Source organism: Vitreoscilla sp. C1 (genome assembly GCF_002951955.2).
In the GTDB taxonomy this organism is placed as follows: Bacteria; Pseudomonadota; Gammaproteobacteria; order Burkholderiales; family Neisseriaceae; genus Vitreoscilla; species Vitreoscilla stercoraria.
The window spans coordinates 1,056,445-1,071,020 of record NZ_CP019644.2 but is presented as its reverse complement, the minus strand read 5'-3'; the positions used below and the strand labels follow the sequence as shown (position 1 = coordinate 1,071,020).

The window sequence follows — 14,576 nt, the reverse complement described above, 5'->3', positions numbered from 1 at the left end:
AAAAGTCTCTAAACGATTGAAAAACCGCTCAACTGCTGCTCATCCAATCTACTGACTCATGACTCACGCGAATCACCTAGAGCATCGTTTTCAAAAATAATCAGCAAAATAATATAAGCGGCCTGAATACTTTGCGCTAGCTTGAGCCATGGTTCGATGGCTATTTTTCAATATTTGGCTCTTAAACTTTATTTTAAATAAAAATCATTATTAATTGCTTTATCAAAAATAGCGGGCACATTACAATATTCCAAAACCATATTTTGCGATAACCATCATGAAGAAATTGCTTTTGAGCTTATTTATTTTACCCACTTTGGTTCAGGCTGATGATCTTAGCCACACTTGGTCACATACGGATACCTTACAAACTGTGGCCATTGATGCCAAAAATCAACATTACCAAGGTCATTTAAAATTTTCTGCCTTACCTGAACATATGGTGTCATTTGGTTGGCAAGACAGCGACCAACAGCAACATGTTTTGCTCCATACCCAACAGCAAGAGGTGCCTATTTATTGGAGTGTGCCGCACAACGCCACCCATCTTTGGCTTAAACAAAGCCAAGCGTCCTCCCAAACCATACAAGCCCAATTAACACTTAAAATCCATACCATTTACCCTCAAACCGATATTTGTCATCATGCTCAGCCACAAAGTGCTGTATTGCAAAATCTACAACAGCAATTGAACACGCAACCACTCGCCGAACATGCGCAAATTTTAAACCTTTTTTGGCAACGCATCGCTGCCCAATCCACGCCCATTACCGAGCCAATAAATGCTCAATCCATGCGTTTGGTTTATCTGTGGCGAGGGGCAAAAAACAATGTGCGCATGATAGGCGGAGCCAGTAACAATCACGATTGGTTGCAACGCTTGCCCAATAGTGATGTTTGGTATAAAGAATATGTGGTGCCACACGATTATCGTGGCAGTTATGTGTTTGCGGTCGATATACCGCATTTGCAAAACGATGGCATGGATGGTTGTGACAGACAACAAGCCCAAGAAAGCCGTGCGCAGCGCTTAGCAATATTAGGACATTTACACACAGACCCATACAATCCCAACACGTTGATGGCCTCAAAAACAACTACCCAACGCAACGAAAGCGTGTTTGACGCTGCATCTGAATCTCACCCTAACACAGATACCGTGGTTTCATCTCATGTGCAAACCCACGTCTTACACAGTAGCGTATTGAACAATCAACGCCGTATCAGCATTTATCAACCTCCAAATGCTGCCAATACGAACAATTTACCCACTTTGATTTTTTTAGATGGTGAAAGCTATACCGAAAGCATTGATGTACCACGTTTACTGGATGAGTGGATACTTACAGGACGCATCGCACCAGTGCAAGCGATTTTTGTGCATAACCCATCGGCACAAGCTCGCAATCAAGAGTTGCCTCCCAATGCCAATTATGTGCATATGATAGAAACTGAATTATTGCCATTTTTACACACCCATTTACACACACCCATGAGCGCCCAAAATACAGCCATCATAGGGTCTAGTTTTGGCGGCTTGGCAGCGGCGAATTTGGGCTTATCATTACCGCGACACTTCAGCCATGTAGTGTCTTTATCAGGCTCATTCTGGTGGCAAGCTAAACACCAATTACCACATGATAAACCATTTGTATTGCAACGCATTCAACATCACCCTCCTACCACGCTCAAATGGTTTTTAAGTGCCAACAGCGATGAAACAGGTCGCAACCAAGCTGGTATTTTAGAAACCACTCAAGAAGTGTATCACAGCTTAAAAATACAGCAGCAAGATGTCATCTTCCAACAATACTCAGGTGGCCACAATTATGTGGTGTGGAAAAAAGCTTTACTGGATGCGTTGTTACACTTTTATCCTGCCCAAAACCAAAATATTAGCAAATAAGAATCATTTTTATTTGAATTATTATTTATACATAGGTAATATATTAACACCTTTTTACATTATGAAATTTAAATAAAATGAAACAACGTACAATCATCGCTACATCATTGATGTTATTGGGTACTGGCTTCAGCTTCAACGCCGCTGCCAATACCAACACTGATGAAACCGATACCGAATTGTCTGCCATTGTCGTGACAGCAGAACAACAAAGCAAACAAGCTTTGGGCTATTCAAAAATCAGTCGTGACGATTTAGAAAAACACCCCGTTGCGAATGATTTGTCACAAATCATTCGCACCATGCCAGGTGTGAATTTAACCAATGGTGGTAACAGTGGCCAACGTGGTAACAATCGCCAAATCGATTTACGTGGCATGGGTCCTGACAATACTTTGATTTTGATTGATGGGCGTCCTGTATTGAGCCGTGAAGCCACACGTTTGTCTTGGCGTGGTGAGCGTGATACACGTGGTGACTCTAACTGGGTTCCTGCCGAAATGGTGGAGTCAGTGGAAGTGATTCGAGGTCCTGCTGCGGCGCGTTATGGCGATGGTGCAGCAGGTGGCGTGGTCAATATTGTGACTAAAAAACGCTTTGATGCTTTTCATGGTTCTGTAACTGCATTTACCGAGCAGCCTGAAAACAGTTTGGAAGGTGCTAGCCAACGCTATAATTTCAACTTGATGGGACCAATCAGTGACAATTTGAGCTTCCGCATCTATGGTAACTTCAATAAATCCGATGCTGATGATCCTGAATTGAATGCAGAACACAGCAAAATGGACACTGCCGACATGGTCGCCGCTGGTCGTGAAGGTGTGCGCAACAAAGACATCAATGCCTTATTGGCTTGGAATGTCAACGATAACAATCACATTGACATGGAAGCTTCTTGGAGCCGACAAGAAAATATTTTTGCAGGCGACCAACAAAACAGCAAAGGCTCATTGAACAACGAAGCATTTACCAGTTTGCTCGGTGGTAATACCAACATCATGACACGCCAAACTTTTGCCGTGACACACAAAGGTGATTATGACAAGGTTTCTACCAAATCCTATATTCAATATGATAAAACCGACAATGACCGTTTGGATGAAGGCTTGTTTGGTGGTTGGGAAGGCAGTTTTGACCAATACCAAAATCGTGAATTAAATCGCAGCACGGCCACGTTGAAAAACATCAATGTGCATACCGAAGCGAGTTTCCCAATTGAAGGCAAAAAAATCCAGCAAAACATCACAGTTGGTGCCGATTACAAATATCAAAAATTGCACGATGTGAACTCTACCCGCTTCAAAGTGGAAGATTTGGGCGGCCGCGCTCCGAGCGATTACCCTGAATCTTTTAATCAAGCCACCAATCCCAACAGCGATAAAACCGTTTGGGGCTTGTTTGTCGAAAACAACATTGCTTTGAACGAAAACACCACCATTTTGCCGGGCTTGCGTTTGAACCATGACAATGTTTCAGGCTTAAACGTTTCTCCTAGCCTAAACCTCTGGCAAAAACTGAACGATCAAGCGACCTTAAAATTTGGTGTGGCTCGCGCCTACAAATCACCAAGTCTCTACCAAGTCAACCCAAACTACATCATGTACAGCACAGGTTATGGCTGCTGGAACAGCACACGTTGTTTCTTAATTGGCAACAAAGATTTGAAAGCCGAAACCAGCATCAACTACGAAGTGGGTTTAGACTTTAACACTGAAAATACCCGCAGCAACATCACTTATTTTTACAACGATTACAAAAACAAAATTGATGCCGGTATCAACTTGGTGGAAGGCTTGAGCAATACCAGCACTTCCAATACTGGCCGCGTCTTCCAATGGGAAAACATCGATGCCAAAATCCAAGGTGTGGAAGGCAGTTTCACTTGGGATATCAATCCAAGCTTGAAATGGCGTAATAATGTCACGTTCATGATTGAAAGCGAAAACAAAGAAACTGGCGACTATTTGACCATCATTCCAAAATACACCATCAACACAGGTTTGGATTGGCAAATCAATGAAAAAGCCATGGTCGGCGCAACAGGTACATTCTACGGCAAACAAAAACCACGCAAATATGCCTTCAATGGTGACGATACCACTGGCCATCAAACCAATGAGCGCGACTCTTATGCCGTATTTGGCTTGGTGGGCAAGTATGACTTCTCGAAAAACTTCTCAATTCAAGGCGGTGTGCGCAACTTGTTTGACAAACAATTGTACCGCGAAGGCAATTTTGACCAAGCAGGTGCCAATACTTACAACGAACCAGGTCGTGCGTATTACATGGGTGTGACTGCCAAATTCTAACGTTTTATTGTAATATTTAAGATGAAATAGCCTCTTTATGAGGCTATTTTGTTACAGGACGCTTGTGACGTATGGGCTTTCATTTGAATCTGTTCCATGCCGCCATTCAAAGCGTCCTGTAAATGTCCATGGGTGAAATCCAAACCTTGTTCAATCACAGTTTTTGCGCCAAGACCAGTGTCAACAATCTGTGCGCTGCCATTGCCATGTTTGGGCTGCGTCTCAACATGGATTTTCATTCATCCCACGTGCGCCAGCTTTGTATCATGGGCATTTTATACCTGATTGTATCCATGATGGCCATTGTCGCTAGCCAACAAAATTCAATGATAAAATGAGCCGCGCGATTTTGAAAACTTGTTAAGTTGTTTTAGAAAACCGTCAAAATAATCTTTCTCTTGATCTTCCACTCGATAACCTGCATACAGTGTGCGACGCAAACCTTCAGGAGCCACACAATCTAAACGGCGTGAAATCACCCAACCTTTCTGTTCAAACTCATTGACCACCCAATCAGGTAACGCAGCGATACCTCGACCACTGGCAACCAATTGAATCAACATTTGGGTTAAATCGGTTGTCCGTATGTGTTTAGGCTGTACATTTGCAGGGAGAAACAAACGCGCCATAATATCCAAACGGTGCCTGTCTACAGGGTAAGTAATCAACGTTTCTTCTGCCAAATCTTGCACCGTGATGCTAGGCACACGAGCCAAAAAATGTGTGGTCGACAACACAAGGCGAGACTCATATTCAAAAATAGGGAAATACGCCACCCCTTTTAAGGCAATAGGGTCTGCCGTAATCAACAAATCAAACTCACCAATTTGTAACAATTCATGTGGATTGGATTCAAAACCAGCAGCAAAATCCAAATCCACATCGGGATATTGCAATCGGTATTGGTTCAGCAATGGCATCAACCAATCAAAACAACTATGACACTCAGAAGAAAATGTAATCCGTCCTGTTTGCCCATGTACAATGCGAGCAATATCGGTGTGTGCTATTTGTACTTGGGGCAAAATTTCATCAGCCAGTTTGAGCAATCGTTGTCCCACATGAGAAAAACTAACCGGACGTGTGCGGCGATAAACCACTTCTGTGCCAAAAAATTGATCCAACTCTTTCAATTGATGTGACAATGCCGACGGTGTCAAACAGATATCATTTGCTGCGGCAACCAGCGATCCATATTCGCGTAACGCAACCAATGTTTTTAAATACCGAAGTTCTATCATCCTAACTTAATCCCCAATAATGTTTGATGGGCATACGACATTGTACACAATGAAAACCTTGTCACACTTCTTGCCCATTATTCACACGACCCAATCAAACCGATGCCAAATGTCCTATTGGATAATAAGCACGGTTAAAGTAAACCAAACTTTGTTCTTGTTCACTGGTTTGAATCGCCACCACGCGACACAACAACAGGCTGTGCGTGCCCACCGTTTGCACTTGTGTGATTTCACAATCAAAAGCTGCCAAAGCATCGCTTAAAACAGGTGAACCTGTTGCCAATGTCGTCCACTGTCCCACCGCAAAACGTTGTTCAGGTGTCAATTTGGATGCAAATGCTTGAGAAATCATTTGCTGATGCGCAGCCAAAACATTGACAGCCAAAGTTTGATTTTCAATAAACCGTGCATGTGAACTCACAGACTGATTCATACACACCAATAAAGTTGGCGGATTATCAGTCACACTGCATACTGCAGAAGCGGTAAAACCATATCGGCCTGAATCGCCACCAGTGGTAATAACATTGACGGCACTGGTGAACCAAGACATAGCGTTGCGGTAATCGACTGCTGCAACCATCGCTCTTTCCTCTTTAAAAATAAAAATCAGGATAATCAAGCTGATTGAATTATCCTGTCTCACTGATACGTCAATGCAATATTATGCCAGCTCTTGGCGAATAATCTCGGCGCCCGCACTCAAAGCTTTTAATTTACCATTTGCCACAGATCGAGCCAATGGTGCCATACCACAGTTGGTCGAAGGATAAAGCTTATCAGCATCCACAAATTGCAATGCTTTTCTCAATGTATTGGCCACTTCTTCGGGTGTTTCAACTTGGTTTGTCGCCACATCAATCGCGCCAACCATCACTTTTTTACCACGAATCAATTCTATTAAATCCATCGGCACGCGTGAATTTTGACATTCTAATGAAATAATATCCAACTTCGATTTTTGCAATTTTGGAAAAGCCTCTTCATATTGGCGCCATTCATTGCCTAAGGTTTTTTTCCAATCCGTATTGGCTTTAATGCCATAACCATAGCAAATGTGAACCGCTGTTTCACATTTCAAACCTTCAAGCGCACGTTCTAGCATCGCCACGCCCCAATCATTCACCTCATCAAAAAACACATTGAACGCAGGCTCATCAAATTGAATGATGTCCACTCCAGCGGCCTGTAACTCTAAAGCCTCTTGATTCAAAATTTTCGCAAACTCCCAAGCCAACTTCTCCCGGCTCTTATAATGACCATCGTATAATGTATCAATCATGGTCATCGGTCCCGGTAATGCCCATTTAATGGTTTGTGTCGTTTGACTACGCAAAAATTTGGCATCTTCCACAAAAACAGCTTGCTTGCGTGATACCTCTCCCACCACCGACGGTACATTGGCATCATAACGATTGCGAATCCGAATGGTTTCACGTTTTTGAAAATCTACACCCTCTAAATGCTCAATAAAAGTCGTCACAAAATGTTGGCGGGTTTGTTCGCCATCTGAAACAATATCAATGCCTGCTTGCAATTGCTCGTGCAATGACAAGCTCAATGCATCGCGTTTTGCCTGTAAAAGCTCATCGCCTTGCAGTTTCCATTGTGACCACAGTTTTTCAGGTTCAGCCAACCAAGAAGGTTTCGGTAGGCTGCCAGCTGTTGATGTTGGAAGTAAAATAGCCATATTCAATTTTCTATCATTAATGTGTGAATTGATTCGATGTATCAAGCAATATTTTGCTGACTCAATGTGTTATTAGCAGCCCATTGTGCCAAAATGTCTTGGTAAGGCTTAATAAAATGCTCTTCTGTCCATTGACCTTGTCTCACTGCCAATTGGCTGCGTTCCGCACGGTCATATTCAATTTGGGTGAGTGAATAATCCTGATAACTCAAACTCGGTTGATACACCACACCTGCAGGTGAGTTGGTATTGTAAATTTCAGGTCGATAAATTTTTTGAAAGCTTTCCATCGTGCTGATAGCACTGATTAATTCAAAATCAGTGTAGTCCCGCAATAAATCACCTGAAAAATAAAATGCCAGCGGCGCATTGCCATTTACTGGTTGAAAATAACGCACGGTTAAGCCCATTTTGGCGAAATAATCATCAGTGCGCGAATATTCATCATTTTGATATTCCACGCCTAAAATAGGATGCGTATTGGCAGTACGGCAATACGTTTTGCTGCTAGAAACACTCAAACAAATGACAGGCTGCTTATTAAATTCAGCTTGAAATGCCTCTGAATTCACCAAATGTTGGTATAGCTTGCCATGTAAATCACCAAAATTTTCAGGACGCTCATTTTGGTGAACCGCAAACATCGGCAAAACCACACTAAAATCGTAATCACGCACATAAGATGAAAAACTATTGCCAATCATGCCATCAAAACGCTGATGGGTTTGATGGTCGGTAATCGTGCTTTTTAACATCTCAATGAATGGAAAGGTTTTGCCATTGCCTTCAATGTCAATTTTTGCCGAAACAATGTCAATTTCAAGTGAATAGCGATTGGCTTGAGGGTTGTCCACGCACGCCAAATGATTAAAACGGTTGTTAATCATGGCCAAAGTACGACGAAGATTGTCTTGACGCTTTTCACCTCGCGCCAAATTGGCAAAATTGGTGGTTAAACGGGTATTGCCCGCAGGTTGGTAGTTTTCATCAAAACGAATGCGCTCAATAGAACATTGAAATGCGGTACTCATGGATTGTATCCCCTTGAAATGGTGTCGCTGGTTTTTGGTTTGAGCACATTTAAACGCAAATCAAAAAATGAGTAAAACGATATAAATTCAATTAAAAATGAAAAAAATTCATGTTGATATTGGCAGCCCATATAAAAAAGCGTCCTGTAACTTACAGGACGCTTGAAAAACTTGGCTCAAACCCAAAAACATTAAACAGGATGGTTAATCAATCCATGCACATAACGTGCCACACCTTGTTCCACATTGTAAAATTCATGGCCATAACCTGCCTCACGCAAAGCCGAAATATCCGCTTCAGTAAAGCTTTGGTATTTGCCTTTTAAGCTGTCTGGGAATGGAATATAACGGATGAATTCTTGCTTCACCAAATCCGCCAAAGACAAAGCCTCTTTGCCTTCGTTGATGCGACAAGCATTGACAGTAGCAGCTGCCAATTCATTGAAAGACTGGCTGCGACCTGTACCCAAATTGAAAATACCCGATTTTTCAGGATGTTCAAAAAAGTGTAACAAAACATCGACCAAGTTTTCTACGCTGACAAAATCACGGCGCTGTTCGCCATTGGCATAACCATTGTATTCACCAAACAATTCTACAAAACCACGTTCACGGTATTGGTTAAAATGATGAAATGGTACAGAAGCCATGCGGCCTTTGTGTTGCTCTTGCATGCCATACACATTGAAATAACGGAAACCTGCCACTTGTGCATTCAAGCCTTGTGCCATACGTTGGCGCAAGATTTGGTCGAATAAAAATTTAGAATAACCATAAACATTCAATGGTTTTTCTAAAGAGCGGTCTTCTTTGAATACTTCGCCTTTGCCATAAACGGCAGCGCTGGAGGCATAAATAAACGGAATACCTTGGTCTTGGCACCAGTCGAACAAATCCAAAGTGTATTGGTAATTGTTTTCCATCATATACAAACCATCGTGGTTCATCGTGTCTGAACACGCACCTTGATGAAAGACCGCTTCAATATGGCGAAATGGCAAGCGATGATTGCGCACCAAATCAATAAACTCCAATTTGTCCATATAATGCACAATGTCGGCATTGACCAAATTGCGGAATTTATCGCCGCTGCTCAAATTGTCTACCGCCACAATGTCGGTATAACCCAATTTATTCAAGCCCAATACCAAATTACTACCAATAAAACCAGCTGCGCCAGTCACAATAATCGTCATGATTCAACCTTTCAGGACGCTTTAAGCGTCAAACAATTCTTTTTGCGTACACACCGCAGTACCGAGTTTGGCCACCACCACACCAGCGGCGGTATTGGCAACGTGCATCGCTTGGCTATGGCTCAATCCTGCCGCCACACACAAAGCCATGCTCGCAATCACGGTGTCGCCTGCGCCCGAGACATCGAATACTTCTTGCGCGCGCGTGTCTTGGTTTTCGGTATGACTTTCTTTGAATAAAGTCATGCCTTCCTCGCTGCGAGTGAGCAACAAGCCATCCAAATGCAATTTGTCACGCAAGCGCTGTGCTTTTTCAATCAATTCGTCTTCCGAATGCCAAGCCCCGACCACTTCTTTTAATTCAGAACGATTCGGCGTAATCAAACTTGCCGATTCGTATTTCATGTAATCGTTGCCTTTAGGATCCACCAATACAGGCTTGCCTAGCTCTTTGGCCGCCAAAATCATGTCACGCACCTGCGCCAAACCACCTTTGCCGTAATCGCTTAACACGACCACATCGCAGTCTTGAATCAAATCTCGATATTGCTGCCATTTTTGTTGCAAGGCCGCTGTTTGAGGTTCGTCTTCAAAATCCAAACGAATCAATTGTTGGTTGCGGGCGACCACACGCAATTTGATGGTAGTGGCAATGCCGCTGTCACGCACCAAATGGCTTTGTACACCCTCGTCTTGCATCAATTGTGCCAAGGCATCAGCAGGCTCATCATCGCCCGTAATGGCAAGCAAGCTCGCTTGACCACCCAAACAAGCAATATTGCGCGCCACATTGGCCGCACCGCCTGCACGTTGGTCGATTTTTTCAATTTTGGCTACAGGTACAGGTGCTTCAGGAGAAATACGGTGTGTATCGCCAAACCAATAACGGTCTAACATCACATCGCCCACCACCAAAATTTTGGCAGCAGCAAAGCGTTGGCTCAAATCATCTGCAGCCATTTCCAATTGTTGCAATAATTTCATTGCCATCCTTTCAGGCCGCTTTATTGCGCATTCATCGCCATAGCAATGGCATTCACATCACGAATCACTGCGACAGGATTTTGAGCTTGAGTAACAGGACGACCCATCACCAAATAACTCGAGCCTGCTGTTAACGCGTCTTGCGGTGTCATGATGCGGCGTTGATCATCGCTGTTTTGTGCATTAGGCAAACGAATGCCCGGTGTAACCAATAAAAATTCTTTTCCTAAAGCTTGACGCAACATGCCCGCTTCTTGTGCCGAACACACCACGCCATCCAAGCCTGAAGATTTTGCCAAGCTTGCCAAATCAACAACATGCTCAGCAATAGGCTTAGTGATACCCACTTCGCGCGCATCCGCTTCGTCCATGCTCGTTAACACTGTCACGCCAATTAACAAAGGTTTGTGAGTGTAATTGGCGACCGCTTCCACTGCCGCTTCCATTTGACGACGACCGCCACACGCGTGCATGTCTACCATCCACACACCCATGTCTGCGGCCACACGACACGCCGACGCCACCGTATTGGGAATGTCGTGGTATTTCAAATCCAAAAACAATTTAAAGCCTTGATTGACCAAACTGTCGACCAAAAAGCGTCCTGTAGCAGTAAACAACTCTTTGCCCACTTTGACTTGACACAAACTTGGGTCTAATTGACGTACAAACGACAAAGTTGATTCGGCATTGTCAAAATCCAAAGCCACAATGACAGGTGTTGGGGTCACAGCTTGGTATTCAGGTAAAATCAATGGGTTCATATTCTTCAAACTTCTATTTTATTTGGGGTAAAGGTTTCCCACTTATTGCAAGCAGGACAGTGCCAGAAAAACACTTGAGATTTAAAATGACAATGGCGACAACGGTACATCAAAGCTTTGCGTGCATAACGCCCCACCACACCACGCATCATGTCCACATCAGCACGCCAAGCTGGGTCTAAGGTCGACAATTGCAAGCCTAGCAAACGGTAAGCACCACGCAAATCAGGATTCACACGCACCAAATCTGCCGCCAACGACGCCGCTTCGCTTTCGCCACGCAAAATCAAAGCTTTTTCATAAATCACATCAATCAAATCTAATTGCGGGAAAGTACGGATATAACCAATCAAAACATTCAAGCCTTGTTCCGCTTGACCTTGTGCATGGTACGCATCGAATATTTTTTCACCCACCATGCTCAAATAAGCATGATTTTGTTGTTCGATGGCACTATACGCCTCTATAGCATCCTGAAAACGATTTTCCGCCATCGCCACATCGCCACGCAACATATTGGCACGCGTGCATTTTCGATTGTAATCCAAAGCTTTTTGAATGTGACTTTTGGCTTGTTCAAATTGGCTACGAAACAACGATGCCTGCGCCAACTCACAATAAAACTGTGCAATTTCAAATTGATAGGTTTGTGCATCGTGGCTTAACTCTTGCGCAATGGCAATGGCCTGCTCCCAATCTCGGTCTTGTTGGTAAATGTTAAGCAACACCTCACGCGCCAATTTGCCTGCATTGCCTTCTTTTAAATCTTGAAAAATTTGCTCAGCGCGATCAACCAAACCTGCATTTTGAAAATCTTGTCCCAACTCATACAAAACACGTTGACGTTTTTCTCCAATCAAGTCTGGCGATTCTAACAATTTTTGATGCATGGCAATGGCTTTGTCATTTTCACCACGATTGCGGTATAACTTGCCCATACTCACTGCCAATTCATAAGACTCGATCGAGCCTTCTTGTTTGGCCACCACATCACCAAACGCACGCACTGCCACATCGGTGTTTTTATCAACCAAAGCATCCACACCTGCATAAAAATCAGATGGGACGGTTTTGGCTTGTTTCAGGACGGTTTTCATGTCCACCCGTGCGGCGAACCATCCCATGGCAAAAAATACCGGTAACAAACATACCGGTACAATCCACCACCATACTGCTGTATCCATGTCTTACTTTCTGTTTGGCTTTTTTATGGTTGTACAGGCACAATCACATCAGCCGTATTCATGGCCACTGGTTTGCCCTGCTGATCCAATTGTGCTTGCAAATCAACATTGGCTTGCTGTGCTTTTTTCAATTTTTTACTCAAATCAGCTGCTTCACCGCGCAAACGCAGCAAACGACCCAACATCGATAAAACACCTACCAAAGCACCAATCACAAAAGCCATCCATAAAAACACAACCAATGGCCAAGTGGTAGTCGGCAGACCGACCAAATTAAAGTCAACACTGTGAGTATTGCCCAAAGTCACTGCCAACAAAGCAATGAAAACGATGAACATCATGACAATTGAAAGCCATTTAAGCATGGGTCTTGTCCTTTTAATAAAGTTCTATTTGCTTCGCAGTTTATACGATTTTAACACTTTAAGGTATCATCTATGTATGACAAGCTTCACCTGAACACAATCAGGCACCAAAGCCAATGCTATATGGCTTTGCGGCGCATTGAAGTTCATGTGTATAATCGAACTAAATATGGACATTTTGATTCTGAGCTAAACACACATTTGATTTAAATCAAATCCACGCCATCAACATTCTGAAGTCTTGGATGTGTTGTGATGGATGCACACGATGTAGCTCACCCTTATCAGTGACCACTGCGAGGACATCAAAATGAACATAGTCACTTTTCCGCATGAAATTTATTTTTATGGGGACGATGTACGCCTGAGTAACGCATTAGATGCTGCGATTGTACAAGCACGAAATACACGGTTATACAGTCGGAATTATGCCAAAGCTTGGCTGATTTTGATGACACCGAAAATTTCGGCTTGGTTTTACGATGATGGCGCGTTTTTTCACATTGTAGATAAATCGGCGTGTCCATCGTGGCAAGAGGCCACTTGGGCCATCGAGGCGGCGACAGACAAATAAAAACATTTTTCAATGTCACCATTGATTTTCAAAACAGGAACCGACTTTAAAATGAGCAACAACGAAAAAGTAATCACCATTACCCCTCATGATTTGCCTTTGCATTGCCCAACTGCTGATGTGGCTTTATGGAACAATCACCCTCGTGTGTTTTTGCCTATCGAATCTAACAGCAGCATCCGTTGCCCATATTGCGGTACAGTTTACCGTTTAGAAGGCGAAGCTGGCGGTCATCACTAAACCATGACGTATCGCATCTTGGTCATCGCACCTTCATGGATAGGCGATTGTGTGATGACCCAGCCTTTATTGGCTCGCTTAAAGCAACGTCAAGACCATACCATCATCGATGTGTATGCCGCCAATTGGTCTAAAGCCGTCTTCAGTCGCATGCCCGAAGTCAACAACATCATTACCAACCCTTTTGGTCATGGAGATGTCAAACTGCGTGCACGCTTTAGAGAAGGTCGAGCTTTATCCAAAAACCATTATCAAGAAGTGGTGGTTTTGCCTGGTTCATTAAAATCGGCTTTGGTGCCTTTTTTCAGTGGCATCAAACGTCGCACAGGCTTTTTGGGCGAATCACGTCGCGGCTTACTCAACAACATCCACGAATTGGATGAAATGGCTTTGCCGTTGATGGTGGAACGCTATGCTAAGTTGGCACAATCACCTATCGAAGCTTTGCAACGCCCCATTGCCTACCCACGGTTGCAAGTGAACAATGCGCAACAACAGCAAACCTTACAAGATTTGCAATTGAGCACCAAAGATGCCGTCGTGTTCTGCCCTGGCGCTGAATATGGTCCTGCCAAGCGCTGGCCTGCTGAACATTATGCGGATTTGGCACAACGCTTTATCAAAGAAGGCAAACAAATTTGGTTGATTGGCTCGCAAAAAGACCATGACATTGCCGAACAAATCAACCAACTAAGCCTTAATCAATGCATCAATTTATGTGGTAAAACCAAGATAGACCAAGCCATTGATTTGATTGCGACCGCCAAAGTAGTGGTTTGTAACGATTCAGGCTTGATGCATGTTGCCGCTGCCGTCGGTACACCGGTGGTCAGTGTGTTTGGCTCATCTAGTCCTCACCACACACCGCCACTGAGTCAAAAAGCCAAAATTGTTAGTCTTAACCTCGATTGCAGCCCTTGTTTTGAGCGAGTGTGTCCATTAGGACATACCAATTGCTTGAATCAATTGACACCGTTGTCTGTGTATTTGGCGGCACAAGAATTAATGACATCACTATAAGTAGATTACTTATATAAATTAGACTGTGTCGGCAAAGTTAACGACAATCCTCTCTTATTTATTGCAACA

15 protein-coding genes are annotated in these 14,576 nt (G+C 43.5%); 5 read left to right on the top strand and 10 right to left on the bottom strand.

The features are described from left to right. Nucleotides 1-277 precede the first annotated feature (277 nt). The gene (locus tag ADP71_RS05235; protein ID WP_019958993.1) at nucleotides 278-1,906 is read left to right on the top strand and encodes an alpha/beta hydrolase-fold protein; all 1,629 of its coding nucleotides are present in this window, start codon (nucleotides 278-280) and stop codon (nucleotides 1,904-1,906) included. Nucleotides 1,907-1,983: 77 nt separating this feature from the next. After that, the gene (locus ADP71_RS05230) at nucleotides 1,984-4,215 is read left to right on the top strand and encodes a FepA family TonB-dependent siderophore receptor (protein ID WP_019958992.1); all 2,232 of its coding nucleotides are present in this window, start codon (nucleotides 1,984-1,986) and stop codon (nucleotides 4,213-4,215) included. A 35-nt stretch (nucleotides 4,216-4,250) separates the two neighbouring features. Here the strand turns inward: ADP71_RS05230 and ADP71_RS05225 are convergent, their stop codons facing one another. From ADP71_RS05225 to ADP71_RS05180, 10 genes are all read right to left on the bottom strand, one after another. Next, on the bottom strand, nucleotides 4,251-4,454 hold the full coding sequence (locus ADP71_RS05225) for a hypothetical protein (RefSeq protein WP_019958991.1): 204 nt from the start codon (nucleotides 4,452-4,454) through the stop codon (nucleotides 4,251-4,253). Between the two features lie 84 nt (nucleotides 4,455-4,538). Continuing rightward, the gene (locus tag ADP71_RS05220; RefSeq protein ID WP_026353645.1) at nucleotides 4,539-5,456 is read right to left on the bottom strand and encodes a LysR family transcriptional regulator; all 918 of its coding nucleotides are present in this window, start codon (nucleotides 5,454-5,456) and stop codon (nucleotides 4,539-4,541) included. A gap of 94 nt (nucleotides 5,457-5,550) precedes the next feature. Then, a complete protein-coding gene (locus ADP71_RS05215) occupies nucleotides 5,551-6,042 on the bottom strand; it encodes a flavin reductase (protein ID WP_019958989.1) in 492 nt (163 codons plus the stop codon). Nucleotides 6,043-6,123: 81 nt separating this feature from the next. Next, nucleotides 6,124-7,149 (bottom strand): methionine synthase, encoded by a 1,026-nt coding sequence (locus tag ADP71_RS05210; RefSeq protein WP_019958988.1) that lies wholly within the window; start codon nucleotides 7,147-7,149, stop codon nucleotides 6,124-6,126. A gap of 41 nt (nucleotides 7,150-7,190) precedes the next feature. Next, a complete protein-coding gene (locus ADP71_RS05205; protein WP_019958987.1) occupies nucleotides 7,191-8,180 on the bottom strand; it encodes a putative oxygenase MesX in 990 nt (329 codons plus the stop codon). A gap of 191 nt (nucleotides 8,181-8,371) precedes the next feature. Continuing rightward, the gene (gene rfaD, locus ADP71_RS05200) at nucleotides 8,372-9,376 is read right to left on the bottom strand and encodes an ADP-glyceromanno-heptose 6-epimerase (RefSeq protein WP_019958985.1); all 1,005 of its coding nucleotides are present in this window, start codon (nucleotides 9,374-9,376) and stop codon (nucleotides 8,372-8,374) included. Nucleotides 9,377-9,397: 21 nt separating this feature from the next. Next, nucleotides 9,398-10,360, bottom strand: a complete 963-nt coding sequence (rfaE1, locus tag ADP71_RS05195) for a D-glycero-beta-D-manno-heptose-7-phosphate kinase (protein WP_019958984.1) — start codon at nucleotides 10,358-10,360, stop codon at nucleotides 9,398-9,400. 20 nt (nucleotides 10,361-10,380) lie between these two features. Then, a complete protein-coding gene (pyrF, locus tag ADP71_RS05190; RefSeq protein WP_104931646.1) occupies nucleotides 10,381-11,124 on the bottom strand; it encodes an orotidine-5'-phosphate decarboxylase in 744 nt (247 codons plus the stop codon). A 5-nt stretch (nucleotides 11,125-11,129) separates the two neighbouring features. After that, nucleotides 11,130-12,308, bottom strand: coding sequence for a lipopolysaccharide assembly protein LapB (gene lapB / locus ADP71_RS05185; protein WP_019958982.1), 1,179 nt, complete (start codon nucleotides 12,306-12,308; stop codon nucleotides 11,130-11,132). A gap of 23 nt (nucleotides 12,309-12,331) precedes the next feature. Next, on the bottom strand, nucleotides 12,332-12,673 hold the full coding sequence (locus ADP71_RS05180; RefSeq protein ID WP_081619579.1) for a LapA family protein: 342 nt from the start codon (nucleotides 12,671-12,673) through the stop codon (nucleotides 12,332-12,334). Nucleotides 12,674-12,983: 310 nt separating this feature from the next. Here ADP71_RS05180 and ADP71_RS05175 point away from each other — a divergent pair, with 310 nt between their 5' ends. The 3 genes from ADP71_RS05175 to waaF are packed head-to-tail and all read left to right on the top strand — an operon-like array spanning nucleotide 12,984 to nucleotide 14,507. Continuing rightward, nucleotides 12,984-13,247, top strand: coding sequence for a hypothetical protein (locus tag ADP71_RS05175; protein WP_019958980.1), 264 nt, complete (start codon nucleotides 12,984-12,986; stop codon nucleotides 13,245-13,247). A gap of 51 nt (nucleotides 13,248-13,298) precedes the next feature. Then, nucleotides 13,299-13,487, top strand: coding sequence for a zinc-finger domain-containing protein (locus tag ADP71_RS05170; protein ID WP_026353644.1), 189 nt, complete (start codon nucleotides 13,299-13,301; stop codon nucleotides 13,485-13,487). Nucleotides 13,488-13,490: 3 nt separating this feature from the next. Next, nucleotides 13,491-14,507, top strand: a complete 1,017-nt coding sequence (waaF, locus tag ADP71_RS05165) for a lipopolysaccharide heptosyltransferase II (protein WP_019958978.1) — start codon at nucleotides 13,491-13,493, stop codon at nucleotides 14,505-14,507. Nucleotides 14,508-14,576: the final 69 nt, after the last annotated feature.

Coding starts and splice junctions, on each gene's coding strand:
- ADP71_RS05205 (WP_019958987.1), bottom strand. CDS start 8,180: ATGAGTACCGCATTTCAATGTTCTATTGAGCGCATTCGTTTTGATGAA.
- ADP71_RS05175 (WP_019958980.1), top strand. CDS start 12,984: ATGAACATAGTCACTTTTCCGCATGAAATTTATTTTTATGGGGACGAT.
- rfaE1 (WP_019958984.1), bottom strand. CDS start 10,360: ATGAAATTATTGCAACAATTGGAAATGGCTGCAGATGATTTGAGCCAA.
- rfaD (WP_019958985.1), bottom strand. CDS start 9,376: ATGACGATTATTGTGACTGGCGCAGCTGGTTTTATTGGTAGTAATTTG.
- pyrF (WP_104931646.1), bottom strand. CDS start 11,124: ATGAACCCATTGATTTTACCTGAATACCAAGCTGTGACCCCAACACCT.
- ADP71_RS05235 (WP_019958993.1), top strand. CDS start 278: ATGAAGAAATTGCTTTTGAGCTTATTTATTTTACCCACTTTGGTTCAG.
- ADP71_RS05180 (WP_081619579.1), bottom strand. CDS start 12,673: ATGCTTAAATGGCTTTCAATTGTCATGATGTTCATCGTTTTCATTGCT.
- lapB (WP_019958982.1), bottom strand. CDS start 12,308: ATGGATACAGCAGTATGGTGGTGGATTGTACCGGTATGTTTGTTACCG.
- ADP71_RS05220 (WP_026353645.1), bottom strand. CDS start 5,456: ATGATAGAACTTCGGTATTTAAAAACATTGGTTGCGTTACGCGAATAT.
- ADP71_RS05225 (WP_019958991.1), bottom strand. CDS start 4,454: ATGAAAATCCATGTTGAGACGCAGCCCAAACATGGCAATGGCAGCGCA.
- waaF (WP_019958978.1), top strand. CDS start 13,491: ATGACGTATCGCATCTTGGTCATCGCACCTTCATGGATAGGCGATTGT.
- ADP71_RS05230 (WP_019958992.1), top strand. CDS start 1,984: ATGAAACAACGTACAATCATCGCTACATCATTGATGTTATTGGGTACT.
- ADP71_RS05215 (WP_019958989.1), bottom strand. CDS start 6,042: ATGGTTGCAGCAGTCGATTACCGCAACGCTATGTCTTGGTTCACCAGT.
- ADP71_RS05170 (WP_026353644.1), top strand. CDS start 13,299: ATGAGCAACAACGAAAAAGTAATCACCATTACCCCTCATGATTTGCCT.
- ADP71_RS05210 (WP_019958988.1), bottom strand. CDS start 7,149: ATGGCTATTTTACTTCCAACATCAACAGCTGGCAGCCTACCGAAACCT.